Below are 25,150 nucleotides of genomic sequence, written 5' to 3' on the forward strand. Positions count from 1 at the left end.
ATTTAATGCTGCTCCTTGTTTGCAGCGAGAATGAGTTCTTTTGCACCTTGCTTAATTAAACGATCCGCCGCTTCTAATCCAACTTGCTCTGAATCAACGCCTGCTACTGTTTCTTTTAACAAGACAGAACCATCCATAGAACCAACAAGAGCTGTTAACTCAATTTCATTATTATTCTGAAGTGTTGCATATCCGGCAATTGGTACTTGGCATCCACCTTCAAGCTTATGAAGAAATACTCGCTCAGCTGCAACAGTTCGTTCTGTTACACTGTCATTCATATGTGTTAGTAATTGCAATAACTCTTCATCATCTTCACGGCATTCAATTGCCAAAGCTCCTTGCCCTACAGCTGGTACGCATAGTTTCTCATTTAAGTGCTCTGTAATCACATCATCTGCCCAGCCCATTCTCGTTAATCCAGCTGTCGCTAAAATGATTGCATCATAATCTTCTTCTTTTAATTTACGTAATCTCGTATCAATATTACCGCGAATCCATTTTACTTGTAAGTCAGGTCTTGCAGCTAATAATTGTGCACTACGCCTTAAACTGCTCGTTCCAATTACTGCACCTTCTGCTAACTCTTCGAACGATTCCCCGTTTTTTGAAATAAACGCATCACGTGGGTCTACACGCTTTGGTATACATCCAATTGTCAATCCTTCTGGAAGTACAGCTGGCATATCCTTCATACTATGTACGGCCATATCGATTTCTTTTGTAATTAGCGCATGCTCAATTTCTTTTACAAACAAACCTTTTCCGCCTACTTTTGAAAGTGTCACATCTAGAATCACATCGCCTTTTGTAACGATTTCTTTCACTTCAAATTCATATGGTAAACCAAGCGCTTTTAACTGATCAATAAACCAATTTGTTTGCGTTAATGCTAGCTTACTCTTTCTTGAACCTACAATAATTTTGCGCATAATTTTCTCTCCTCATTATAAATACCAAAAATGAAAATTGGACAAACTGCTTAATAGAAAAATATTAATTAACATAACGAGAAATGCCCCAATGTTCCAGCTGATAATCTTCTTACCTTGCAATGTGTCTGATCCACGTAAATATAGACCTGCACAATATACAAACAAAACAACAAAAGACCCGATTACTTTCGTGTCATACCAATGAAAATTATCTAATTTTGTATATCCCCATATACAGCCAAGTAAAATAGCTAACAAGAAAAAAGGAACGGAAAATAAATTCAAACCGTATGACATCGACTCAAGCTTTGGTAAGTTTCCAAGCCGTCTCAATCTTGCATTCCACTTTTTTTGTTTTAATAAGCGATATTGCAGCAAGTACATAATGGAAAAAATAAACGACACTGTAAATGTCGCATAAGAAATAATCGCCATACCTACATGCACATATACGAGTTCTGACACTAATTGATGAGCTAACACTGGCGACATTTTTCCAAGCGGAGTAAAAATAGAAAAAGCGCTTACGCCAAAAGCAACGACATTTGTAAAAAATACTAAAAAGTCAATGCGCATAACTCGATTGATTACTAATGACATTGTAATCAATAACCACACATAAAAATAAATTCCCGACAATAAAGTTAAAATCGGATGCGTTTCTGGTTCTGTCGCTCGAAGTAACATGAAAACGGAGTGTAATATCCATACAATAGAAAGTAACCAAAAGGCAATTCGGTTCGCCTTTCGGTTACTTTGGAAATAATCTATGAAATATAAACTAATGCTACAAGCATATAAAATAATTGCTATATGATAAATAATACTATTATTTAAAAAACTCATCCGATCATCCTTCCGATTATAAAGATGGAACGGATGCTGTCCATGCTCGTTTTTGTCCCGACTCTTCTATATGTTCCACGACTTCTTCTTGTACCTCTAAATCAAAAATTTTTGCAAACAAAGCAAGCTTTTCCGTAGCTTCCTCTTCTGCTGCCAACTCTTTTGCTACTAGAATTGGTTCTTTCAGCATTTGGTTAATAATACTTTTCGTATGCTTGCTAATCACTTTTCTCTCACGATCACTAAGTGTTGGAATTTTCCGTTCAAGACTTTGCATCGTATCACTTTGAATTGCTAACGCTTTATCACGAAGGGCTGAAATTAACGGCACAACGCCTAATGTATTTAACCACGCTTTAAATATGACGATTTCCTCTTCAATCATAAGCTGAATCTTCTCTGCCTCTTTCAAGCGTTCCGCACGATTAGCTTCTACTACACCTTGTAAATCATCAATATCATATAAGAAGGTACCTTCTAGTTCATCAATCGCCGGATCAATATCACGTGGGACTGCAATGTCAACCATAAATAGTGGGCGACCACAGCGCATGCGTTCCACTCGTGCCATCATTTCTTTCGTAATGACATAATCGGTAGCTCCTGTTGAACTAATTAAAATATCCGCTTCCAAGAGCGCACATTGCAACTCACTTAATGGTTTTGCATGACCCATATACTTCTCAGCCATCACTTCAGCTTTCGTAAAAGTACGGTTCATGACCGTCACTTTGCGAGCGCCACTTCCATATAAGTTTTGCAGTGCAAGTTCACCCATTTTACCAGCACCTAGAATTAAAACATGACAATCTGTTAAATCACCAAAAATTTTCTTTGCAAGTTCAACAGCTGCATAGCTAACAGACATCGCATTTTCACCAATTGTTGTCTCTGAATGAGCACGCTTCGCTAACGTGATCACTTGTTTAAACAATTCGTTAAAGATTGTGCCTGTGGCTTTTACATCCTGTGATTGCAAGAAACTATTACGAATTTGTCCTAAAATTTGTGTTTCACCAACCACCATTGAATCTAGTCCACATGTTACACGGAATAAATGTTCAGTGGCACCGTCTTGTTCAAAAATAGACAAGTACGGAGAAATCTCTTCTATCTCAAGCTGAAACCAGTCAGCTAAAAATTTCTTAATGTAATATCGTCCCGTGTGTAATTGATCGACAACAGCATAGATTTCCGTTCGATTGCACGTTGATACAATGACATTTTCTAACACGCTCTTTTGGTTTTGTAAGGTTGTCATTGCCCGCTCTAACTCTGCTGCCTGAAACGTTAGCTTCTCACGAAATTCTACAGGGGCTGTTCGATAATTTACACCAACAACAAGAATATGCACGCAGCATGTCCTCCTTCACCGTTTTTTTCACCTTATCTACTATCATAATACAACTTTCCTGTTATAAATCTGACAATCGTGTGAACACCATACAAATTTTTTATTGATTCAACAATCATTAATGAAAAAATAAGAATTTATTCACCAATGGAAGGTTCACTTTATAATCATTATAAAATAAGAACTCTATTTGTACGTTACCAAAAAAATTTGTCAGAATCAAGTGATGGAAACTATTCCATAAGAATAGAAAGATTATCTTTTTCTATCTTCGTTCATAATGAAGAAAAATATGTATGTTTGTTCCAAAATGTAACAACTGTTTTTATTTCATACAAGCAATCATTGTCCCCACCTCAAATTCCTAAGGATGAAAAAGATTGGAAATCAAATTTCTCACTGACAGTTCGTTGCAATGTATTTGACATTCTATTTCTTTTTCGGTATATTGATTTTACAAAATTAAATTGTGCACAATTTAAAAGGAGAGGTGCTCATGAAAGATAATCCTTTACATCTTGATAATCAACTTTGCTTTTCTATTTATGCTTGTTCGAGAGAAGTAACGCGTTTTTATCGCCCTTACTTAGAAAAAATGAATATTACGTATCCGCAGTACATTACTTTACTAGTCTTATGGGAGCAAGACAGATTAACCGTAAAAGAAATCGGCGAACGTCTATTTTTAGACTCCGGTACATTAACGCCCATGCTAAAGCGTATGGAAGCATTGCAGTTAGTGAAACGCGTTCGTTCGACAGAAGATGAACGAAAAGTATGCATTGAACTAACTGAACAAGGACACGCGTTAAAAGACAAAGCATGTTCATTGCCGAAAACAATGGCTACAAATTTAGGAATTACGGAACAAGAGTATCAATCCTTATTAATTCAATTAAATAAATTAATTGAAACAATGAAAACAATCAATGATAGAAAAGGGGAATAAACATGGAAAAATTATATACAGCAACAGTAACTGCAACAGGTGGTAGAAACGGAAAAGTAGTTTCAGAAGATGGCATACTAAACCTTGATGTAAAAATGCCAAAAGCATTAGGCGGTATGGGCGGAGAAGCAACAAACCCAGAACAATTATTTGCAGCTGGTTATGCAGCTTGCTTCGATAGCGCCCTGCAACTTGTTATTCGTACAAAACGTGTAAAAGTAGAAGGCACAGAAGTGAAAGCTCATGTTTCAATCGGTAAAGATACTGATGGTGGTTTTAGCTTATCTGCTGTGCTTGATGTACGTGTAGGGGGCGTTCCTCATGAGGAGGCACAGCAACTAGTAGAAGCAGCACACGGCGTATGCCCGTATTCAAAAGCAACAAGAGGGAATATTGAGGTTACATTAAACGTACTTTAAGAAGATGTTCAAAAAGTCCGGTAAAGATCGCTGCCCTATTTCTTCGTTACGTCGCCACTTCGATACTCATGTAGTTCAATCTACACTCCGTATCCTCCTGGCTTCCGTACCTCGAACTACTCGGCTCTCTTTATCCTCCTTTTTGAACACGTACTTTAAGACAAAAAAAACGCGTGACGAATCATCGTCACGCGTTTTTTGTTTTTGTAAACTTATGAATTGCTTTCCACGCTTCATCTTTCCCAAGTCCTGTTTCTGATGAAAATAGTACAACTTCATCACCCTGTTCAATATCAAGCGTTTCCTTCACAACCTTCAAATGCTTTTGCCATTTCCCTTTTGGAATTTTATCAGCTTTTGTTGCAATAATGATAGTTGGAATTTCATAATGCTTTAAGAAATCGTACATCATTACATCGTCTTTTGTTGGCTGATGACGTAAGTCAACCACTAATACAGCCGCATCCAACTGCTCACGCGTTGTAAAATATGTTTCAATCATTCTTCCCCATGCCGCTCGCTCTGTTTTCGATACTTTCGCATATCCATAGCCTGGCACGTCGACAAAATGCATCATTTCATTAATTAGGAAAAAGTTTAATGTTTGCGTTTTTCCTGGTTTTGAAGAAATACGAACTAACTTTTTGCGATTTAAAATTTTATTAATAAAGGAAGACTTTCCAACATTAGAACGACCAGCTAATGCAATTTCTGGTAAGTCCACATCTGGATATTGTTCTGGTTTTACAGCACTAATTACAATATCTGCTTTTGTTACTTTCATTTTTTCACTCCTACTAATGCGTGCTCCAATACTTCATCTAAATGAGACACAAGCACAAACGTAAGATTTTCTTTTACGCTTTCTGGAATATCATCTAAATCTTTTTCATTTTCTGCCGGCAAGATAATTTTCGTTAAGCCCGCGCGGTGAGCACTTAATGTTTTTTCTTTTAAACCGCCAATTGGTAATACACGGCCACGAAGCGTAATTTCACCCGTCATACCAACTTCTTTGCTTACAGGAATGCCTGTCAGGGCCGAAATAAGTGCCGTTGCAATCGTAATACCAGCTGATGGACCATCTTTTGGAACTGCTCCTTCTGGAACATGAATATGAATATCATGTTTTTCATGGAAATCTGGCTCGATATGAAGCTCTTCTGCACGAGAGCGAATATAGCTAAATGCAGCTTGTGCGGATTCTTTCATAACATCTCCAAGTTTTCCTGTTAAAATTAATTTCCCTTTTCCTGGCGATACAGACACTTCAATTGCAAGTGTATCACCACCAGCCGCTGTATATGCTAAACCAGTTGCCATTCCAACTTGATCTTTCGTTTCAGCTTGTCCATAACGGAATATATGTTTACCAAGTAGCTCGGTAATATTTTTTTCTGTTACAATAATACGTTTACGCTCTTCTGATACAATGATTTTTGCTGCTTTACGACAAATCTTTGCAAGTTGACGCTCTAACGTACGAACACCCGCTTCGCGTGTATAGTAACGAATAATTTCTAAGAGCGCTTCATCGCGTACTTGTAGATTACCTTTTCGTAAACCATGCTCTTTCAATTGTTTCGGAAGTAAATGTTCACGAGCAATATGCACTTTTTCAATCTCTGTATAGCCAGCAATCGAAATCACTTCCATACGATCAAGAAGCGGTCCTGGAATGCTCGCAAGCGTATTTGCAGTTGCCACAAACATCACTTTCGATAAATCATATGGCTCTTCGATGTAGTGATCGCTAAAGTTATGATTTTGCTCTGGATCTAACACCTCTAACAATGCAGAAGATGGATCACCACGGAAATCATTAGACATTTTATCAATTTCATCTAATAAAAAGACTGGATTGATTGTTTTTGCTTTTTTCATCCCTTGAATGATACGACCTGGCATTGCCCCAACATATGTACGACGGTGACCACGAATTTCAGATTCATCACGAACACCACCAAGTGAGACACGGACAAAATTACGGTTTAACGATGTTGCAATAGAACGGGCTAACGATGTTTTCCCCACACCAGGAGGGCCAACTAAACAAAGAATTGGTCCTTTTAAGGAATTCGTTAGTTTTTGCACAGCTAAATATTCTAGCACACGTTCTTTTACTTTCTCAAGTCCGTAATGGTCTCTATTTAAAATCGTTTCAGAACGAGCAAGATCGATCATATCTTCTGTTGCCTCTGTCCACGGGAGAACTAATAACCAATCAATATAATTGCGAATAACACCACTCTCTGCAGAACTTACTGGCAACTTCTCATAACGATCTAATTCCTTTAAAACTGCTTGCTTCGTTTCTTCTGGCATTCCTGCTTCTTCGATCTTGCCACGAAGTTCTTCGACTTCGCCACCTTTACCTTCTTTGTCTCCAAGCTCTGTTTGAATCGCCTTCATTTGCTCGCGCAAGAAGTATTCTTTTTGCGTACGTTCCATCGAACGTTTTACTTTTTGCCCGATTTTCTTTTCTAAACTAAGCAGTTCTTGCTCATCTTGGATAATTGAAATAAGTGTACGTAATCTTTCTTTCACTGATACAATTTCTAAAACTTCCTGCTTTTGTTTCGTCTTAATTGGTAAATGAGAAGAAACTAAATCAGCCAAACGCCCTGGTTCCTCTACATCCGCTACTGTTGCAAACGTTTCATTAGACACCTTTTTAGAAACCTTAATATATTGCTCGAAGTGTTCAAGCAATGTGCGCATAAGGGCCTTTTCTTCTAAGTCGCCTTCTTCTTCTTCTGTAACTGTACGAATGGACACATGTACCATGTTTTCTTCTTCAAGAAACTCAACTACTTCTGCTCTATGTAAACCTTCTACAAGGACACGCAGCGTTCCGTTTGGCAATTTCAACATCTGCTTTACTTTTGCTACCGTACCCACACTATATATGTCGTCTTCTTTCGGATCATCGATATTCATTTCTTTTTGCATTGCTAAAAAGATAATATTTTCATCCATTGCTGCCTGCTCTAGTGCTTGTATCGATTTATCACGCCCTACATCAAGATGCAGAACCATCGTTGGATATACGAGAACGCCTCTTAATGGTAGGAGGGGCACAATTCTTTCATTCGTATTTATACTAGACATAGTAGCACCTCCATAATAAATTAAACTCTCTGTTCAACTATTTTATATTACAATACCCCTTGATGCAATTGCAGAGATTTCTACAGCTAAAAAACTTCCATTTTTTTCTTTACCCACAAAAGAAAAAGGGACTTCGCTTAAGCATACAAACTTAAACGAAGTCTAGCAAATATTCCCTCGCTCTAACGGACAGCAGGTTTAGTGTCCCTATTAGGTAAACTGCCCGTATGAACCTTCACTTTACATTGATTGTGCATCACCTTCATCAACAGAAAAACGTACCTCTCCTTCATGATGCAATTTTTCTTGTACAAATGTGAGTGCAAATACTTCCTTGACCTTTCGAACAGGAATAATTTCGATATCTTTAATCGTATATAAAAACGGCTGCATATTTTCAGCAGGGATGAGGACCTTCTTCGCTCCAGCTCTTTTCGCCGCTTTCACTTTCGCATATACGCCACCAACTGGTTTTACTTCACCATGAATGCTTATTTCACCCGTCATCGCTACTTCATTATTTACATACATACGATGAATGGCAGAGTACACACCAGTCGCAATCGCAATTCCGGCAGATGGTCCATCAATTGGAACACCACCTGGGAAATTAATATGTATATCGTATCCTTCCGGTAACAAGTCCAGGGAACGAAGTACTGTCACAACATTATCAACAGAGCCTTTCGCCATACTTTTACGACGAATCGATTTCGTTTGACTACCAATGCTCTCTTCTTCCACAATACCGGTAACATTTACGGTACCTTCATCCCTAGCTGGAATAGCTGTTACTTCGATTTCTAGTAGAGTTCCTGTATTAGGACCATATACCGCAAGGCCATTTACAAGACCAATCTTTGGAATCGGATAAATCCGTTTTTCGTATTTTGGAGTGAGTTGACTAGAATGAAGCACCCATTCAATATCTTCATCTTTAATAAAAGAGCGCTCTTCATTAATTGCCATTCCTGCAGAAATTTGTACAAGATTAATGGCTTCCCTTCCATTACGGGCATACATCCCAATCATTTCAATACCTTGTTCTCCAAGTTTCATCTCCACTTTTTCTGCTGCGTTTTTAGCTACTTCTTGAATTTCTTCTGTATCAAGTTCACGGAAGAAAACTTCTAAGCAACGCGAGCGAATGGCAGGAGGAATTTCATCTGGAGAACGAGTTGTTGCTCCAACAAGGCGAAAATCTGCCGGTAAACCTTTTTGAAAAATATCATGTATGTAAGTCGGAATCATTGAATTTTCTTCACTGTAGTAGGCACTCTCCAAAAACACTTTGCGATCTTCTAATACTTTTAACATTTTGTTCATTTGAATTGGATGCAATTCACCGATTTCGTCAATAAACAAAATGCCGCCATGTGCATCTGTCACCGCACCTTTTTTTGGCTGTGGGATCCCTGCTTGGCCCATTGCACCTGCACCTTGATAAATTGGATCATGAACCGAACCGATTAGTGGATCAGCAATGCCACGCTCATCGAAACGAGCGGTTGTTGCATCAAGTTCAATAAATGTTGCGTTTATACGAAATGGGGACTTTAGATTTTTCTTTGCCTCTTCTAACACGAGTCGTGCCGCCGCTGTTTTTCCTACTCCAGGAGGACCATATATAATGACATGCTGTGGATTTGGTCCACAAAGCGCAGCCTTTAACGACCTAATCCCATCCTCTTGCCCGACAATATCTGAAAAAGCTGTAGGACGCACCTTTTCAGCAAGCGGTTCTGTCAAAGAAATTTCACGCATTTTACGAAGTTGTTCTAATTCTTTTTTTGATTCTCTATCAATTGAAACTTTTTGTGTTCGCTGGTTTCGGAGCAAATGCCAAAAATATAATCCGACAATTACGCCAAAAACAAGTTGAACGAGTAAAAATATATTTGTCCAGCTCATCTTCATTTCCTCCCGCTGTGTTTTACCTATCAGTATCCCCTGGGAGGAATAGAGCTAAACATAATAAGAAACAGCAATTATAAAAATTGCTGTTTCCTTCTACATTATGCAGATGTTTTTGTATCAAGTACAGTACCATCCTGAAGCACTAATTTCGGTGCCTCGTTGTCTGTTACTGTTTCTTTTGAAAGAATACACTTCTCAATATCTTGACGAGATGGGAGTTCGAACATTACCTCTAGCATTAAGCCTTCAATAATGGAGCGAAGCCCACGTGCTCCTGTTTTACGTTCAATTGCTTTTTTTGCAATTTCAATCAGTGCACCTTCTTCAAATTCCAACTCTACATCGTCAAGCTCCAATAATTTTTGGAATTGCTTCACAAGTGCATTTTTCGGTTTTGTCAAAATGTCAACAAGTGCACCTTCATCAAGCGGTTCTAAGTTTGCAATAACTGGAATACGACCAATAAATTCTGGAATTAAACCAAATCTTAAAAGGTCTTCTGGCAATACATGAGATAACACATGCTTTTCATTTACATCAGCAATTTTCTTCTCTGCGCCAAAACCAATTACTTTTTCACCAAGGCGACGTTTAATAATTGGCTCAATGCCATCAAACGCACCACCGCAAATGAATAAAATGTTTGTTGTATCAATTTGAATAAACTCTTGGTGTGGATGCTTACGACCACCTTGAGGTGGAACGCTTGCTACTGTACCTTCTAAGATTTTCAGAAGTGCCTGTTGCACACCTTCACCAGATACATCACGCGTAATTGACGGATTTTCTGACTTACGTGCTACTTTGTCAATTTCGTCAATATAAATGATTCCCTTTTCAGCTTTTTCTACATCGTAATCAGCAGCTTGAATCAGTTTTAGTAAGATGTTTTCTACATCTTCACCTACGTATCCAGCTTCTGTTAAAGATGTTGCGTCCGCAATTGCAAATGGAACATTTAAAATACGCGCTAATGTTTGTGCCAATAGTGTTTTACCACTACCTGTTGGCCCGATAAGTGCGATATTACTTTTCGCCAATTCTACATCATCAATTTTGCTATTAGAATTGATGCGTTTGTAATGATTATATACCGCCACCGCTAATGCTTTTTTCGCTTGATCTTGTCCGATTACATATTCATCTAAGATTTCACGAATTTCTACCGGTTTTGGTACATCTTTGAATTCTACTTCTTCATCCTTTGCAAGCTCCTCTTGTACAATTTCTGTACAAAGCTCTATACACTCATCACAAATGTAGACACCTGGACCAGCAACAAGCTTTCGAACTTGCGTTTGCGTTTTACCGCAGAAAGAACATTTTAATTGCCCTTTTTCATCATTAAATTTAAACATATTTTCACACCCCTTACAAAGTGCTAACATCCTGCCCTCGTATGTACACGATACATGTATCGTATGTAGATACATATTATGTCACTACGCAGCAAGAAATACAAATAATATGACTAGTTATGTACAAATAAAAACTTTTTTAAAACTTTTGAAATATGTATATTCGACTTTTGAAGGATCTTTTCCTTCTTCATCGAAAATTTTTATAAATATATTTATATTTATAAAACAAGGCACGATCAAAATCGTGCCTTGTTATTTTATTATGCAGCTTTGCTGTTATCTACTAAGAAATCTACAGCTTTGCGAACTTTAAGGTCTTCAGATAAACCTTCTAAGCTTCCAAGAGCTTGGATGATAGCATCAACTGGCATATTGTACATTGCAGCCATTTTTTCAGCCTCTTCAGTTACTTCTGCTTCTGTAACTTCGATTTTCTCAGCTTCAATGATTGCTTCAAGAACAAGATTGATTGTTACACGTTTTTGTGCATCTTCTTTCATTTGTTCTTTTAATTTGTCAGCGTCAGTACCAGTGAATTGGTAGTAAAGCTCTAAGTTCATGCCTTGTTGGCTTAAACGTTGTTCAAATTCACGAACCATACGATCTAACTCAGTGTCGATCATAGCTTCTGGAATTTCAATTTCTGCATTAGCAGCAGCTTTTTCTACCACTTCGTCGCGAACTTTATGTTCAGCTTCATGCTTTTTGCCTTCTTCTAAGTTTGTACGAATTTTTGCTTTTAACTCATCAAGAGTTGCTACTTCTTCGTCTGCATCTTTAGCGAACTCGTCATCTAAAGCAGGAAGTTCTTTTGATTTAATTTCATGAACTGTTACTTTAAATGCTGCTGGTTTACCAGCAAGTTCAGCTGCATGATACTCTTCTGGGAATGATACTTCAACTTCTTTTTCTTCGCCAGCTTTTAGACCAATTAATTGCTCTTCAAAACCTGGGATGAATGTGTTAGAACCGATTTCTAAAGAGTAGTTTTCGCCTTTTCCGCCTTCAAATGCTTCGCCATCAACGAAACCTTCGAAGTCGATTACAGCTGTATCACCGTTTTCAGCAGTGCCTTCTTCTTTAACAACAAGCTCAGCTTGACGCTCTTGTAAAGATTTTAATTCGTTTTCTACATCTTCGTCAGTTACAGTTGTTTCAACTTTTTCTACTGCTAAGCCTTTGTACTCACCTAATTTTACTTCAGGTTTTACAGTAACTTTTGCAGTGAAGATTAAGTTTTCACCTTTTTCGAACTTCTCGATGTCGATTTCAGGATGAGCAACTGGGAAGATACCAGCTTCATCGATTGCTTCTCCATATGCTTTTGGTAAGATGATGTCTAAAGCATCTTGGTATAAAGATTCAACACCAAAGCGTTGTTCGAATAACGGACGAGGCATTTTCCCTTTACGGAAACCTGGTACGTTAATTGTTTTTACAACTTTTTTGAACGCAGCGTCGATAGAGTTGTTTACTTCTTTAGCATCAACTTCGATTGTTAAAACGCCTACGTTACCTTCTAATTTTTCCCATTTTGCAGCCATTTATTCTTTCCCTCCAACTATAATAATGTATGCACATACCTCTAAAGATTGAGGTCTTTATTGTTTCTTTTTAGAAACAATAAACGCATTGAAAAGCTGATTTATTCAGCTTTGTTATCCTTTAGCAAAAGCCTTTAGATAAACAATTCTCAATCTACTATTTGTCTATAAGACAAATACGGTATATTTTGTTCGAGAATAATATGAAACATATTAAGTAAGAGAATTACGCTTCTCTTCTCTTACAAAAAGACAGAATTCAGCCTTTTGCAACCCTTACATTATAACATAGAATATTCTCGTTTCAATAACTGAACCATTCTTTTTCATAATTATACGGGTAAATACCCTTCTCTCTCAATACGTAAAAACCATTGATAGGCAATATGAAATTCTTCAATGGTGATGTTATACTCCGTCATAAGTTCCTCTTCATCAATCATCATACCGAGGCGCTTTCTTCCAATTCTCTCTAAAACAGCCGCCCACACTTCTACTTTATCAGTCAATAATGGAAACGGAAAAATACTTGTCTGCATTTCTCTCCAATATGTAACGATTGTTTCAAACATTGTTGGATTTTCACTTTCAATTCTAGCAGATAATGTATGTAAAACCTGATTAGTATATTCCTCATTACGATGTAAATGAATTGGAATAACCGTTATTCTATCCCCGAATTTTTCCACTTCTATCTCTTCTTCTACTTTATTTTCCACTAATATGTATATAATAGAAGTTTTCAAATATGGATGTTTTGTTTCATCCAATAGAAATTCACGTAAAACAGGCAACGCTTTCTTTAAATGCCTCGGTGAAAGATTATTAATCGCTCGCAATTGCTGTCCAAAACTTTCAGAATGCAATGCTTGTAAAAATTCTTCTTGATCAAACAAAGAATCCTGTTCTATTTGTATAGAACCCTCATCATTTAGCATATTTTCTGCAAACAGAGCAAGCTGAGCTAATTTTTCTCTTTTTTCTACTGTTATTTCCTTTGTTTGCAAAACAGCCTCAACAGTTTCAATCACACCTTCATAATCATTTGTTTGTACTAAAATTGTCACGTATGTTTCAAGAATGTCTCCGAATAAAGTTGTTCCGGTGTCAAGCAATTTCTCACATCGCTCTTTCGATTCTTCCATTCGCTTTAATTCTAATAAACAAATAACTGAAGCTAGTTCTGTTTGCTCCGTTCCGGCATTATACTGACTCAATATGTCAAAGCATCGTAATGCTTCTTCAAACTTCCGCTCCCGCAGCGCAATAAATCCTTCGTCAATATAACGCTTTGACAACTGTGGAAACAATACGACCGTATTTTCTTTTTTATCCATACGTTCGCCTCTTTTTCTAGATTTTAAACATACTCAAAGTAAATATAACAAATGAACGCAGAGAAAACAACATTCAGAATATATCTGTTTGAAATATAGAAATATTTAATTTATATGATGAAAAAGAGTATTATCACACAACAAACTTCTATTTATACAAAAGATCCTCAGCAAGTGATGCAGAGGATCTTTTCCATCAATGAAAAGCGCTTATAATTGCAGGATATACAAAAAGGGTAATAATTTGGAGAATAATAATTGTAACAACAATCATGCTAAAAAAGAGGATCGGCTTACTTTGCTTCATAAGAAACATAATAATAAGCATAATGCAGACAAGTAAACTCATAAAGAATAAACTTGTGGTTGAACTTAATATACCAGTTGGAACAAATAATACTAGTATGACACTACAGAACCCGATAATTCCGAATAACCATTCCATCCCATTTAACCATGCCCTTTCTCCCACATTACAAATCCTATTTATGCGACTAACTGTTTTACAACATCAATTACATCCGTTAATTTTTCATATGCAACAACTCCAAAAGCTACTGTTAAAGCTGTTACCACTAATCCTTTCATCTTTTCTTCCTCCCCGTTTCATCTTTGTTCCCCTCAATTATAAAGAATTGACCATTTGTTACCATCGAACTTTCTTACATCTACCTTACAGAATTGTAAGATTTCAAAATTATTATTAAATATGATTTTTAAACATGTTAAAATATGTTTAGCAATTCAGAATTCAAAAATAGAGGGGATGATCTATATGTTTAAAAAAGTAGCTGCTGATGTTCTTGGATTAAGCGATGTAGGTTCCGTTATTACACCAAATGATTATGATAAAGTTGATGCTGATGATTATGTGATGCATGAAGACGGGGAAAAAATTTATTTTCTCATTAAATCAAAATCGGATGAATATTGCTTTACAAACAAAGGTTTAATTCACTTAGATGGAACGAGCGCAGCAAGTAAAAAACGCACCCTTCGCCGCTATAGTTATAGCAGATATACAATTAAAAATGTGGCGTTAGAAACCGCTGGAACGATTGATTTAGATGTCGAAATAAAATTTCATATGGGCGATGAATATTATTCAATCGATGTTCATAAAAAGCACATCGAAGAGTTAAAAGACCTATATAAAGCCCTTCTAAAAATCGAGGAAATTTCACAAGAAAACAAAATTACATTGCAGTATGCACATAAAAGTTTAGACATGGCTTCTTCTACATTCAGCCGCATTACAAATGCTCAGCTCAATTTAGCTGAACAATTTAAAGAAATCAATCAAACTGCTTTTAATTGGCTTGTTGATACGAAAAAGCAATACGATGTAAAAGATTTCGGATTTGTGTTCGAGAAATTTATTAACAATTAATCCAAAATAAAAGAAAAAGGTAAAGAATCTTCCTTACAGTTCTTTACCTTTTTCTATGAATTTATAGAGGCTAATGAAATGAAACTCATCATTCCTTTGTCCTTTTATCTACTTGCAATAATAACATTCTATGCGTTTGGTTATAGTTTTCATATCGATTGGCTTACGTTCCGAAGTACGAGCTATTTTTCTAGCGGTACTTTACAATACGCTTCTCAATCTATCCTGCCGTTCGTATTAGCACTACCAATTTATTGGATTGCATCAAAACAGATAAAACCTGTAAACAAATAAAAAACCTTGTTATCAAAAGATAACAAGATTTTTTTTAGCGTCCCAGGAGAGATTCGAACTCCCGACCGACGGCTTAGAAGGCCGTTGCTCTATCCTGCTGAGCTACTGGGACATGGAGCGGGTGAAGAGAATCGAACTCTCGACCAGAGCTTGGAAGGCTCTTGTTTTACCACTAAACTACACCCGCATAATTTTGTTTGTATTTCGTAATCACGTCTTATCGACATTTCTTATTATATTCGGACATCCGAATGAAGTCAACACTTTTTCAAACACTTTTTCAAACTTTTTTTCAAAGAGGATAAAATTCTTTATCCTCTTTGAAAAGTTTTTTGTGCTACAACTTTTCCTTCTAATGTCTCAAAGCGAATTTCAATTTCCTTTGCATTCACTTCTAACAAGGCAAATGTTTTTTCGTTTCGTGAGCGTGGGAGCAAAACACTTCCAGGATTGATGAACAAAATATCATCAATAATTTCAGCTCCTAATATATGAGAATGCCCAAAACATACAATATTCGCTTTCGCTTCTTTTGCTCGATATAACAATGTTTGCAGTGTCATTTTAATATTGTATCGATGTCCATGTGTAAGCAAGAACCGTAATTCATTTACATCAGTGATGATTTCATCTTCAAATCCATTGTAAAAATCACAATTTCCTTTTACAACTTCAAATTCTTGCAAACTTGGATGCTCTGGTTTCAACTCTGAGTCGCCGCAATGAATCATGACATCTACATTTCCCGCATACGTTTCTTTTAATTGCTGTAACTCTTTCGTAGAACCGTGACTATCGCTTACAATTAACGCTCTCATCGGTCTCTCTCCCTTATTCTTCTCCTAAAAACCATACCGGGATTTTTTCTTCTAACTTACGAAGGGCACGGCCACGATGACTAATTTCATTTTTTTCATCAGAAGATAACTCAGCCATCGTACGTTTGTATTCTTCTACATAAAAAATCGGATCGTAACCAAAGCCATTTTCACCACGAGCCTGTTCTAAGATCTTACCCTCACATGTTCCGTTTACAATGACAGGTTCTTTATTGTCTTCTGGAAAAGCAACCGCTAAGGCGCAATAAAAACGAGCTGTACGTTTCTCCATCAAAACGCCTTCTAATTCTGTTAATACTTTTTGTATATTCGCTTGATCATCTTTTGGTTCACCAGCGTAACGTGCAGAACGCACACCTGGATTCCCATTTAAAGCATCTATAATGAGACCAGAATCATCAGCAATAACAATTGCATTTAATTGCTTACATAAACTATCCGCTTTTAAAATTGCATTTTCTTCAAATGTTTCACCAGTTTCCTCGGCTTCCTCAATATGAGGAAAATCATGAAGAGATTTTACTTCTAGATCAAATCTCTCAAATAGCTCGGCAAATTCACGTACTTTCCCAATATTTTTCGTTGCTACAACGACTTGTTTCATATTTCTTCACCTCTACTCTATATGAGTTACGATGTCACCTAATGCTTCCTTTTGAATTTCAACAAGCTGTAAAATACCTTGCTCTGCTGCATCTAACAATTCATTTAATTCAGTTCGGCTAAATGTTGCTTCTTCTCCAGTTCCTTGTACTTCAACAAACTGTCCTTTTCCCGTCATAATGACGTTCATATCAACATCAGCTTTGGAATCTTCCGCATAGTTTAAATCTAATACAACACCTTGTTCTTCAACGATTCCAACCGATGTTGCGGCCAAATAGTCTTTTACTGGAATTTTAGATACTTTTCCTGCTGCTAATAACTTTTCAAACGCTAATACCATTGCAACATAAGCACCTGTAATCGAAGCCGTTCGCGTTCCACCATCTGCTTGAATGACATCACAATCAATCCAAACCGTTCTTTCGCCAAGTGCTTCTAAGTCAACAACAGCACGCAATGCTCGTCCAATTAAACGTTGAATCTCCATTGTACGTCCTGTCACTTTCCCTTTACTGGACTCACGAATCGTACGCTGTTCTGTCGCACGTGGAATCATCGCATATTCCGCCGTTACCCAACCTTTTCCTTCGCCTCTCATAAATGGCGGCACACGGTCTTCAATCGTTGCTGAACAAATCACTTTTGTATCACCAACTTCAATGAGTACAGAACCTTCCGGATGTTTTAAATAATTCGTATGAAGATGTACATGGCGTAGTTCTCCTGCTTGTCTACCATCTACTCGCATAAAATAACCTCCTCGTAACTGCTACTTGTTAGTATAGCCCATTTTAAATTTATGTTATGTATAACAATAGAAGAAGAGGAACTCAAAAAGCAATTCCCCTCTCTTACATAAGTATATCAAATTATTTACGATTAAAAACTACCTGTATTCACGTTTTGTGGACGAGCAACCGGTTTTGTTAGTTTCTGCCCCTTCTCTGTAACAAGATTCGCTTTCCCATTCACTTCAACAGAGACATTTTTTACACCTTGTTTTTCCGTTAAAGATAGAACGAGGGATTGTAACACATAATTTGAAATCATATTTTTTTCTTTATTTGCGTATATATTTTCATTAAAGTTCAATGTGACCTTTCCATCTTGTAATTTCGGCTCACTTACTAGTTTCACATCAGCATTAAAATCATTTGCTAACGATGATTTAGATGGCCCGTTCAGAAGCTCTTTGACAACTGTTGCCACTTCATTTTCTGTCCCTTCTGCCACACGTCGTGTTACTGGTACATAGTACATTTGCTTATTACTTTGCGCTAAGAAATATAGTATTACTGGCTTTGTATTTGTAACATCTGCCACTTGCTCATCATCGAAGTTAATGCCATCCGCACGGCTAACCCCTTCACCAATTGGCGTACCATTTACAGGCATTGTCTCTAAATTTTTACCGTTCATTTGAAACTTGACTTGCTTAATATCTTTAAACTGCGTTAGTGTCCACGTTACCGATTCAACAATTTGACGCTCTTCTTCTTTTTTATAATTTTTAATTTCCTTTGAAAAATCAACAACCGCTGTACCATCTTTTTTCAAATCTACTGTCATGTTAGTATCCGCTGGAATAACAGCCCTGAAACCATTTGGCAACATATTTGTCACCGGACCATCCTTCACAAGATATTCCAATGTTTGTTTCACAACAGCATTCCCTTTCGGAACAGGTAATTCTACCGTCTGCGGCACAACATAACCATTTTTATCAACGAGATATAAATCTTGTTTCTTTGTTTGCCCTTGCTTCGCAGTTTCTTTCTTCTCACCGTCTGTATATGTGACCTTTTTCGGTGGATCAATTTGTTCCGTTTCCTTTTCCTTATTAAACAAACCGCATCCTGTTAATAAAGCTGCGCTTACTGTAACACAAACAAGCCATTTCAAAGTGGATTTAGGCATACCATTTCCCCCCTAAACTCTAAGTTTGTAGTATATGTATACGAGCTTTTTACAGTTTTAGAACAAGCAATGCCAACTTCTCTTACAACAAATTTATTAAAACATAATAAAAAACTACTACACACAATCGCATGTAGTAGCTCTTATTTATTATCATTGATGAATGCTAGAAAATATCACAAACTAATATGCTTTACATTCTCAATTGGTTGTCCGAACCATTTAGAAGCAATTTCTTTAAACAATTCTATTTTTCCCGTTGTTAAGAAAAGATGATCACTTTGTTCTTCGCCTTCATTTAACATTTTACTATGGTATAAAATCGTGCTCACTTCACGAGCTGTTTCATCACCAGAACTAATTAATTGCACTTTATCCCCCATCACTCGCTTAATAACTGGACCTAAAATTGGATAATGTGTGCACCCTAAAATAAGTGTATCGATTTCAGTTGTTTTTAGCGGTTGCAGCGTTTCTCTCACGACTTCATACGCCATTTCACTCTCAAAGTTTCCACTTTCTACAAGCTCAACAAACGGAGGGCATGCTAAACTTTCAACCATGACACGATTATTAATTGACTTTAGCGCATCTTCATATGCACCACTTTTTACCGTCCCAATTGTCCCAATAATGCCAACATGATACGTATTCGTCACTTTTAAAGCAGTACGTGAACCTGGGTGAATAACGCCCACTACTGGAATCGGCAATTTCTTTTGCATCTCTTCCAGTACAACTGCTGTTGCAGTATTACAAGCAATCACTAACATCTTAATATCAAGTGCCAATAAATGCTCCGTTATCTCCCATGTAAATTGACGCACTTCCTCGCGAGAACGTGGACCATACGGACAACGTGCTGTATCTCCTAAATATATAATTCGCTCTTTTGGCAGCTGACGAATTAACTCTTTCGCTACTGTTAATCCTCCTACTCCCGAATCAATGACACCTATCGCTCTATTCAAAACAATCACCTATTTTCTCATTCATAATCTTATTTTGGACATCATTATATCTTACATACTTTAATCCTATTAGGTTAAAGCACCTATTTTAATAGATTTTTCACATATGTACCTGCATATATAAATCCATTTTGATTTTTCGACATATAAGCCGCGGCTATGGATAACAAAAGGTAACCTGCACTCGTTTTCTCTCTTTGTTTTCACTATGTCTGGGCAGGAAAAGGATCTAACCGCTTCTATGCATGGCCGGATGCTCTCTCCCACCTAAAAAGAAGGATTTTATGCCGGTTTTTTTAATTTGTATTTATATAGACCAGGACTTTTTTATTTTGCTCCTTTTCTGCGTAATTTGCAAGACAGAAAAATAGCCGACCTTTTATAAAAGATCGGCTCATCTATTATAGTTCGAGTTCTCCCATACGAAGAAGCTCGACAACCGCTTGTGAACGTCCCTTAACCCCTAGCTTTTGCATTGCATTTGATATATGGTTACGTACGGTCTTTTCACTAATAAAAAGTTCACTTGCAATTTCTTTCGTCGTTTTATCTTGAACCAGTAATTCAAATACTTCTCTTTCTCTCTTTGTGAGTAACGGTTTAGATTGATATGCTTTTTCCTTCAACTGGTATAACCCTCCTTGCTTAAGCCAGAGCTGTCCGTGTGTAAGTTGGGTGTTTATTTAGTCAAGATATTGTATGAACAGAATGTGCAGGTGGTGAATGAAAATAGGCTGAATTTCATACGTTATTTAAGATTTGTTTACATTTCAAAACCAGCAAAAACCTATCACTAAATAAAAACTCTCATTTATTACATATTTCCTTGCTAAATATTAGACCTTAATACGTTCATAATAAAGTGAAACTTTGATCAGTGGGGGTTTTCTTCATCCCCACTGATTATTAGCCCTCACCAATCGGGCTTTTACGGGCAGTTTATCCCCCACCTAAAAAGAGGGGTTTTATGTCAGTTTTTTAATTTGTATTTATATAGCTATTCATCTCATATCACTCTTTCTCTTCTATGATGGATACAAAACCAACTTCATTCACAATAGACATCTATCGAAATACGACTGCAAGACCCTTCCGATGTTCGTAAGTATTTACTTCCATCAATAAGGGTCTTCTTTTTTCTCTTCTCTTACAGCACTCCATTTATTACCTCATGTTTTTTAGAAAGATTCATTCTAAAGACGCCCATACTATGAAATAGGAATCTATCCGTAAAACGACAATCAGCTTTGTATAAAAATTCATGTGTGGGTGGGATTATTATGTTTTCAGCATTCAAACGATTTTTAATCGGTAGACCACTAAAATCAACAGCACTCGGAGAACAAAAGTTAAATAAATTAAAGGCACTCGCTATCCTTTCTTCTGACGCTCTTTCTTCTGTGGCCTACGGAACAGAACAAATTTTAATTGTTCTTGCAGCATTTGGAGCCATTGCCTTTTGGTACTCGATTCCGATTGCAATCGGGGTTCTCATTTTATTAACAGCACTCATTTTATCGTACCGACAAATTATTTATTCTTATCCCCAAGGAGGCGGTGCTTATGTTGTTTCGAAAACAAATTTAGGCACAAACGCCGGACTCATCGCCGGAGGATCACTGCTCGTTGACTATATTCTTACCGTAGCAGTAAGTGTTTCAGCTGGAACAGATGCCATTACGTCTGCTTTTCCGACCCTGCACTCGTACACAGTTCCTATCGCTGTAGTACTTGTACTGTTCATTACCATTTTGAACTTGAGAGGCGTGACAGAATCAGCTTCGATTTTAGCGTACCCTGTCTATCTCTTTGTGTTAGCACTTGTTGTTTTAATTATTGTAGGTATTTTTAAAATCACTTCTGGACAAGCTCCCGCCAATTTACATACACCGATTGGGACTGTCGTACCTGGCATTACTCTGTTCTTCTTATTAAAAGCTTTCTCATCTGGATGTTCTGCTTTAACAGGAGTAGAAGCCATTTCGAATGCGATTCCAAATTTTAAAGAACCAGCTGCGAAAAATGCCGCACAAACATTAGTTATCATGGGCACGATTCTTGCTGTTTTATTCACTGGTATTACCTTTTTAGCGTATTGGTATGGAATTGTCCCAAAATCTAATGAGACTGTTGTTTCCCAAATTGCCTCCGATATATTTGGACGAAACTTTGTGTACTACTTTATCCAGGGAACAACCGCTCTTATTTTAGTGTTAGCTGCTAATACGGGTTTCTCAGCATTTCCGTTATTAGCATTTAATTTAGCATCGGATAAATATATGCCGCGTATGTATTTAATGCGTGGGGATCGACTAGGATATTCAAATGGCATTATTACATTAGGCATCAGTTCTATCCTTTTGATTATTGCGTTTCAAGGTAAAACCGAGCAATTAATTCCATTATATGCAGTCGGTGTATTTATTCCTTTCACTTTGTCACAAACAGGCATGATTATAAAATGGCTCAGAGAAAAGCCACAAGGATGGGTACCAAAATTACTAACAAACTTATTAGGCGCTCTCATCTCGTTAACCGTACTTCTCATTTTTTTCATTACAAAATTTACGCACGTATGGTCCGTTCTTATCTTCCTACCTATCATTGTTTTCATATTCCGTCGTATTCATAATCATTATGTTGCGGTAGGCGAACAGCTTCGCATCAATGAAATCACAGAAAAAATGACTGGAAATGTCGTAATTGTGCCTATTGCTGGCATTACAAAAGTAGTGGAACAATCCATCAATTATGCAGAGACGATTGGTGACCAAGTTATCGCTGTTTATGTAGCTTTCGATAAAGAAAGTGAAATGCAAATGCAGGAAAAATGGAAGGAATGGAAACCGAATGTTCGTCTTGTTACATTCATTTCCTCTTACCGAAGTTTAATGCGGCCCATCGCAAAATTAATCACTATTATTCAGCATAAAGCACAAGAAAAAAATCATTTCGTTACTGTACTGATTCCGCAGTTCATTACAAAAAAGAGCTGGCATAATGTTTTACACAATCAATCCAGCGTGTTACTCCGCGTATATCTTTTGTATAAGAAAAATGTCATTGTGACCACTGTTCCGTATCGATTTCGAAAATAGAAAGAAGGAAAATATGCACCTGAAAAGAAAAGTGTTCTACTACTTCTTTTTAGGTGCATACTGATTTAAATATCTCTCTTACAAAACTGTAATCTTTCCTCAAAAAAATGTAATATAATTCGATAGTTTCCGCACTTTTTTCCATGTAAGATAAAAATATAAGATATCACCGATACATAGAAATAGAAAATATGTTGATTAAACAAGGAGAGGATTCCATAGTGGAAAAAAAGTTACGTAAATCAGAAGTAGATAAAGTATTGTTTGGTGTATGCGGTGGTTTAGGAGAATACTTTAGTATAAGCACCAGTATGATTCGTATCCTGTGGGTAATTGCTATTCTATTTTTCGGAACAGGCTTTTTAGCTTATTTTATTTGTATGTTGCTTATGCCTCGTTCGTACTAAAAAAGCACCGGTGCCACCCGGTGCCTTTTTTATGCTAAATATTTCATTGTTAAATGTAAAACGGCGACTTCGTCTCCGTTATTTGTGTAGCTATGCTTTTTATTTGCCTCAAATTGCATCGAATCGAATTCATTTAATTCATATACATCGTCTTCAACCTGAATAGACACTTGTCCTCTCATGACTGTCACTAATTCAATTGCTCCTTCATGGTGAGGCTCTGGTTTATATTTACTTTTTGGCTGCAAACAAGCACGATGCATTTCCATACCAGTTTCTTTCGTATACCGAAACATCGTTTCTAATCGCCATGCTTGTCCTTCATCAACAGTAAACCTTTCGCCACATCTTGAAATTGCTACAGTTTCTCCTACAACCATAAGTCTTGATAATGGAATCGACAATCCTTTCGTGATTTTCCAAATCACACCTAATGTTGGATTCGTTTCACCTCTTTCAATTTTTCCTAACGTTAATTTACTAACACCTGTCTTTTTAGCCAATTCTTCTAAACTTAGCTTTTGTTCATTTCGAATTTGTCGTAACAGCTGACCAACTTGTTGAATCACTTCTTTCGTCTGCATATCCTCTTTTTCCCTCATCCTTTAGAAAAACCACCTTAAAGTATAAAATAATTTACTTTTATTTATTTTTAGTATAGCATAATATACATTATTATCTCCATTTTGAAAGGAGTGCTTACTCGTTATGCGTGCAATTTTATTAGGTCTTTTATCATCGGCCTTTTTCTCTGCTACATTTATTATTAACAGAGCGATGAATGTATCTGGAACAAGCTGGGCCTGGACCGCTTCCTTCCGCTTTTTATTCGCTTTACCTATTTTATTCCTTATCGTTCTATTCCGCAAAAATCTTGGGCCTTTATGGTCAGAAATGCGAAAACATCCTTTTGCTTGGTTAGGATGGGGCCCATTAGCCGGCATCGGGTTTTATTCTTTATTAAGCTTTGCTGCAGTTTTTAATCCAGCTTGGCTTGTTGCAGGTACGTGGCAAATTACAATATTAGCTGGTTTGCTATTATCTCCATTATTTTTTATTACAATTGAAACAAAAACAGGATCAAAACGTGTCCGCGGAAAAATTCCGCTTCGCAGTTTATTTGTCTCACTTTTCATTTTAATTGGGGTTATTTGTATGCAAGCAACAGCAGCTGGTCATATTACAGTCACTCAATTTTTATCTGGTTTTCTTCCCGTTGTCATCGCAGCCTTCTTATATCCTTTTGGCAACCGAAAAATGATGGAAGTTGCCAGTGGACGTCTTGATACATTTCAGCGTGTATTAGGAATGGCGATTGGCAGTCTTCCAATTGCCATTATTCTTGCGATATACGGCTGGTCAACAACAGGGATTCCAACCTCAGGACAAATGCTACAAGGATTTTTATTAGCATTATGTTCAGGAGTCATCGCTACAATGACATTTTTCTTCGCAACAGACTTAGCAAAAAACAACCTTGCCTTATTAGGTGCAGTGGAAGCAACACAAGCTGGGACGATGATATTTACTGTTCTTGGTGAAATCATCTTCTTAAACGGTTCATTTCCTGCAGGATTATCTCTCATCGGTATGATAATTATTATGGCTGGAATGGTCGCAAACAGCATTTTAAATCGATCAGTTCCCATTGCTAAACAAAAGAAAACGGCATAATACAGTGTAATGTTCCTCAGTAGGATTTTCTTCATCCCACTGATTATTAGTCCTCATCAATCGGGCTTTTACTGGAAATTCACTCCACTCCTAACTTCTTTACTTTCAGCAGAGGTATTATTGCCCGTTAATGCAAGGATAGACAAAAAGCATGATTCTCCTTCGAGAATCATGCTTTTTT

General features: G+C 37.0%; 24 protein-coding genes and 2 tRNA genes. 7 read left to right on the forward strand and 19 right to left on the reverse strand.

The window, feature by feature from the left end; translation table 11 throughout:
- Positions 1 to 2 precede the first annotated feature (2 nt).
- Genes hemC through hemA form a run of 3 tightly spaced genes read right to left on the reverse strand, consistent with a single transcriptional unit; the run spans position 3 to position 3,135 of the window.
- The gene (hemC, locus tag QRE67_RS20925; RefSeq protein WP_286122120.1) at positions 3 to 932 is read right to left on the reverse strand and encodes a hydroxymethylbilane synthase; all 930 of its coding nucleotides are present in this window, start codon (positions 930 to 932) and stop codon (positions 3 to 5) included.
- Positions 933 to 947: 15 nt separating this feature from the next.
- Positions 948 to 1,781 carry a cytochrome C assembly family protein gene (locus tag QRE67_RS20930; protein WP_286122121.1) on the reverse strand — a complete coding sequence of 278 codons (834 nt, stop codon included), beginning with the start codon at positions 1,779 to 1,781 and terminating at the stop codon, positions 948 to 950.
- A gap of 16 nt (positions 1,782 to 1,797) precedes the next feature.
- Complete coding sequence (gene hemA / locus QRE67_RS20935) at positions 1,798 to 3,135, reverse strand: glutamyl-tRNA reductase (protein WP_286122122.1); 1,338 nt, start codon at positions 3,133 to 3,135, stop codon at positions 1,798 to 1,800.
- A gap of 496 nt (positions 3,136 to 3,631) precedes the next feature.
- Here hemA and QRE67_RS20940 point away from each other — a divergent pair, with 496 nt between their 5' ends.
- Together QRE67_RS20940 and QRE67_RS20945 are read left to right on the forward strand one after the other, a co-directional pair.
- On the forward strand, positions 3,632 to 4,084 hold the full coding sequence (locus QRE67_RS20940) for a MarR family winged helix-turn-helix transcriptional regulator (RefSeq protein ID WP_286122123.1): 453 nt from the start codon (positions 3,632 to 3,634) through the stop codon (positions 4,082 to 4,084).
- A gap of 2 nt (positions 4,085 to 4,086) precedes the next feature.
- Positions 4,087 to 4,503 (forward strand): organic hydroperoxide resistance protein, encoded by a 417-nt coding sequence (locus QRE67_RS20945; protein WP_286122124.1) that lies wholly within the window; start codon positions 4,087 to 4,089, stop codon positions 4,501 to 4,503.
- Positions 4,504 to 4,690: 187 nt separating this feature from the next.
- Here the strand turns inward: QRE67_RS20945 and ysxC are convergent, their stop codons facing one another.
- The 7 genes from ysxC to QRE67_RS20980 all read right to left on the reverse strand — a co-directional run bounded on the left by ysxC (position 4,691) and on the right by QRE67_RS20980 (position 14,218).
- Entirely contained in the window at positions 4,691 to 5,287 is a 597-nt protein-coding gene (ysxC, locus tag QRE67_RS20950; RefSeq protein WP_033672761.1) for a ribosome biogenesis GTP-binding protein YsxC, read from the reverse strand.
- Positions 5,284 to 7,614, reverse strand: coding sequence for an endopeptidase La (lon, locus tag QRE67_RS20955; RefSeq protein WP_286122125.1), 2,331 nt, complete (start codon positions 7,612 to 7,614; stop codon positions 5,284 to 5,286). The genes ysxC and lon overlap by 4 nt, the downstream gene beginning before the upstream one ends.
- Before the next feature lie 240 nt (positions 7,615 to 7,854).
- Positions 7,855 to 9,525 carry an ATP-dependent protease LonB gene (lonB, locus tag QRE67_RS20960; protein WP_286122126.1) on the reverse strand — a complete coding sequence of 557 codons (1,671 nt, stop codon included), beginning with the start codon at positions 9,523 to 9,525 and terminating at the stop codon, positions 7,855 to 7,857.
- A 104-nt stretch (positions 9,526 to 9,629) separates the two neighbouring features.
- Positions 9,630 to 10,889: an ATP-dependent protease ATP-binding subunit ClpX gene (clpX, locus tag QRE67_RS20965; protein WP_286122127.1), complete on the reverse strand. Its 1,260-nt coding sequence runs from the start codon at positions 10,887 to 10,889 to the stop codon at positions 9,630 to 9,632.
- A gap of 263 nt (positions 10,890 to 11,152) precedes the next feature.
- On the reverse strand, positions 11,153 to 12,436 hold the full coding sequence (gene tig / locus QRE67_RS20970) for a trigger factor (RefSeq protein ID WP_286122128.1): 1,284 nt from the start codon (positions 12,434 to 12,436) through the stop codon (positions 11,153 to 11,155).
- 332 nt (positions 12,437 to 12,768) lie between these two features.
- Entirely contained in the window at positions 12,769 to 13,773 is a 1,005-nt protein-coding gene (locus tag QRE67_RS20975) for a hypothetical protein (RefSeq protein ID WP_286122129.1), read from the reverse strand.
- 196 nt (positions 13,774 to 13,969) lie between these two features.
- Positions 13,970 to 14,218: a hypothetical protein gene (locus QRE67_RS20980; RefSeq protein ID WP_286125346.1), complete on the reverse strand. Its 249-nt coding sequence runs from the start codon at positions 14,216 to 14,218 to the stop codon at positions 13,970 to 13,972.
- A 330-nt stretch (positions 14,219 to 14,548) separates the two neighbouring features.
- On the opposite strand from QRE67_RS20980, the gene QRE67_RS20985 reads away from it, so the two are divergent.
- Positions 14,549 to 15,163, forward strand: a complete 615-nt coding sequence (locus QRE67_RS20985; RefSeq protein WP_286122130.1) for a PH domain-containing protein — start codon at positions 14,549 to 14,551, stop codon at positions 15,161 to 15,163.
- Between the two features lie 78 nt (positions 15,164 to 15,241).
- Complete coding sequence (locus tag QRE67_RS20990; protein WP_286122131.1) at positions 15,242 to 15,457, forward strand: hypothetical protein; 216 nt, start codon at positions 15,242 to 15,244, stop codon at positions 15,455 to 15,457.
- Positions 15,458 to 15,495: 38 nt separating this feature from the next.
- Here QRE67_RS20990 and QRE67_RS20995 read toward each other — a convergent pair.
- The 8 genes from QRE67_RS20995 to gerE form a co-directional block, all read right to left on the reverse strand.
- Positions 15,496 to 15,569 (reverse strand) — tRNA-Arg (locus QRE67_RS20995).
- 1 nt (position 15,570) lies between these two features.
- A tRNA-Gly gene (locus QRE67_RS21000) sits at positions 15,571 to 15,644 on the reverse strand.
- 124 nt (positions 15,645 to 15,768) lie between these two features.
- Positions 15,769 to 16,275: a metallophosphoesterase gene (locus QRE67_RS21005; RefSeq protein WP_286122132.1), complete on the reverse strand. Its 507-nt coding sequence runs from the start codon at positions 16,273 to 16,275 to the stop codon at positions 15,769 to 15,771.
- Between the two features lie 13 nt (positions 16,276 to 16,288).
- Positions 16,289 to 16,900 carry an XTP/dITP diphosphatase gene (locus QRE67_RS21010; protein ID WP_286122133.1) on the reverse strand — a complete coding sequence of 204 codons (612 nt, stop codon included), beginning with the start codon at positions 16,898 to 16,900 and terminating at the stop codon, positions 16,289 to 16,291.
- 12 nt (positions 16,901 to 16,912) lie between these two features.
- Positions 16,913 to 17,650 (reverse strand): ribonuclease PH, encoded by a 738-nt coding sequence (rph, locus tag QRE67_RS21015; protein WP_286122134.1) that lies wholly within the window; start codon positions 17,648 to 17,650, stop codon positions 16,913 to 16,915.
- A gap of 131 nt (positions 17,651 to 17,781) precedes the next feature.
- Positions 17,782 to 18,819, reverse strand: a complete 1,038-nt coding sequence (locus QRE67_RS21020) for a GerMN domain-containing protein (protein WP_286122135.1) — start codon at positions 18,817 to 18,819, stop codon at positions 17,782 to 17,784.
- Between the two features lie 176 nt (positions 18,820 to 18,995).
- Positions 18,996 to 19,796, reverse strand: coding sequence for a glutamate racemase (racE, locus tag QRE67_RS21025; protein ID WP_286125347.1), 801 nt, complete (start codon positions 19,794 to 19,796; stop codon positions 18,996 to 18,998).
- A gap of 395 nt (positions 19,797 to 20,191) precedes the next feature.
- Entirely contained in the window at positions 20,192 to 20,416 is a 225-nt protein-coding gene (gene gerE / locus QRE67_RS21030) for a spore germination transcription factor GerE (protein WP_000659494.1), read from the reverse strand.
- Between the two features lie 654 nt (positions 20,417 to 21,070).
- Here gerE and kimA point away from each other — a divergent pair.
- A complete protein-coding gene (gene kimA / locus QRE67_RS21035) occupies positions 21,071 to 22,888 on the forward strand; it encodes a potassium transporter KimA (protein WP_286122136.1) in 1,818 nt (605 codons plus the stop codon).
- A 221-nt stretch (positions 22,889 to 23,109) separates the two neighbouring features.
- Complete coding sequence (locus tag QRE67_RS21040; RefSeq protein ID WP_286122137.1) at positions 23,110 to 23,295, forward strand: PspC domain-containing protein; 186 nt, start codon at positions 23,110 to 23,112, stop codon at positions 23,293 to 23,295.
- A 29-nt stretch (positions 23,296 to 23,324) separates the two neighbouring features.
- Here QRE67_RS21040 and QRE67_RS21045 read toward each other — a convergent pair whose 3' ends face one another.
- Positions 23,325 to 23,897 carry a helix-turn-helix domain-containing protein gene (locus tag QRE67_RS21045; protein WP_286122138.1) on the reverse strand — a complete coding sequence of 191 codons (573 nt, stop codon included), beginning with the start codon at positions 23,895 to 23,897 and terminating at the stop codon, positions 23,325 to 23,327.
- Between the two features lie 106 nt (positions 23,898 to 24,003).
- Here QRE67_RS21045 and QRE67_RS21050 point away from each other — a divergent pair, with 106 nt between their 5' ends.
- Complete coding sequence (locus QRE67_RS21050) at positions 24,004 to 24,969, forward strand: DMT family transporter (RefSeq protein WP_286122139.1); 966 nt, start codon at positions 24,004 to 24,006, stop codon at positions 24,967 to 24,969.
- Positions 24,970 to 25,150 lie beyond the last annotated feature (181 nt).

It is taken from the genome of Bacillus sp. DX3.1, assembly GCF_030292155.1.
Lineage (GTDB): Bacteria > Bacillota > Bacilli > Bacillales > Bacillaceae_G > Bacillus_A.

Bases quoted from the DNA above. Each gene is read 5' to 3' on its own strand.
- QRE67_RS21050 (WP_286122139.1), top strand. From the start codon at position 24,004: ATGCGTGCAATTTTATTAGGTCTTTTATCATCGGCCTTTTTCTCTGCT.
- kimA (WP_286122136.1), top strand. From the start codon at position 21,071: ATGTTTTCAGCATTCAAACGATTTTTAATCGGTAGACCACTAAAATCA.
- QRE67_RS20945 (WP_286122124.1), top strand. From the start codon at position 4,087: ATGGAAAAATTATATACAGCAACAGTAACTGCAACAGGTGGTAGAAAC.
- ysxC (WP_033672761.1), bottom strand. From the start codon at position 5,287: ATGAAAGTAACAAAAGCAGATATTGTAATTAGTGCTGTAAAACCAGAA.
- QRE67_RS20990 (WP_286122131.1), top strand. From the start codon at position 15,242: ATGAAACTCATCATTCCTTTGTCCTTTTATCTACTTGCAATAATAACA.
- QRE67_RS21020 (WP_286122135.1), bottom strand. From the start codon at position 18,819: ATGCCTAAATCCACTTTGAAATGGCTTGTTTGTGTTACAGTAAGCGCA.
- hemC (WP_286122120.1), bottom strand. From the start codon at position 932: ATGCGCAAAATTATTGTAGGTTCAAGAAAGAGTAAGCTAGCATTAACG.
- tig (WP_286122128.1), bottom strand. From the start codon at position 12,436: ATGGCTGCAAAATGGGAAAAATTAGAAGGTAACGTAGGCGTTTTAACA.
- QRE67_RS20930 (WP_286122121.1), bottom strand. From the start codon at position 1,781: ATGAGTTTTTTAAATAATAGTATTATTTATCATATAGCAATTATTTTA.
- QRE67_RS20985 (WP_286122130.1), top strand. From the start codon at position 14,549: ATGTTTAAAAAAGTAGCTGCTGATGTTCTTGGATTAAGCGATGTAGGT.
- lon (WP_286122125.1), bottom strand. From the start codon at position 7,614: ATGTCTAGTATAAATACGAATGAAAGAATTGTGCCCCTCCTACCATTA.
- QRE67_RS21005 (WP_286122132.1), bottom strand. From the start codon at position 16,275: ATGAGAGCGTTAATTGTAAGCGATAGTCACGGTTCTACGAAAGAGTTA.
- QRE67_RS20975 (WP_286122129.1), bottom strand. From the start codon at position 13,773: ATGGATAAAAAAGAAAATACGGTCGTATTGTTTCCACAGTTGTCAAAG.
- clpX (WP_286122127.1), bottom strand. From the start codon at position 10,889: ATGTTTAAATTTAATGATGAAAAAGGGCAATTAAAATGTTCTTTCTGC.
- rph (WP_286122134.1), bottom strand. From the start codon at position 17,650: ATGCGAGTAGATGGTAGACAAGCAGGAGAACTACGCCATGTACATCTT.
- lonB (WP_286122126.1), bottom strand. From the start codon at position 9,525: ATGAGCTGGACAAATATATTTTTACTCGTTCAACTTGTTTTTGGCGTA.
- QRE67_RS20940 (WP_286122123.1), top strand. From the start codon at position 3,632: ATGAAAGATAATCCTTTACATCTTGATAATCAACTTTGCTTTTCTATT.
- QRE67_RS21010 (WP_286122133.1), bottom strand. From the start codon at position 16,900: ATGAAACAAGTCGTTGTAGCAACGAAAAATATTGGGAAAGTACGTGAA.
- QRE67_RS21045 (WP_286122138.1), bottom strand. From the start codon at position 23,897: ATGAGGGAAAAAGAGGATATGCAGACGAAAGAAGTGATTCAACAAGTT.
- QRE67_RS20980 (WP_286125346.1), bottom strand. From the start codon at position 14,218: ATGGAATGGTTATTCGGAATTATCGGGTTCTGTAGTGTCATACTAGTA.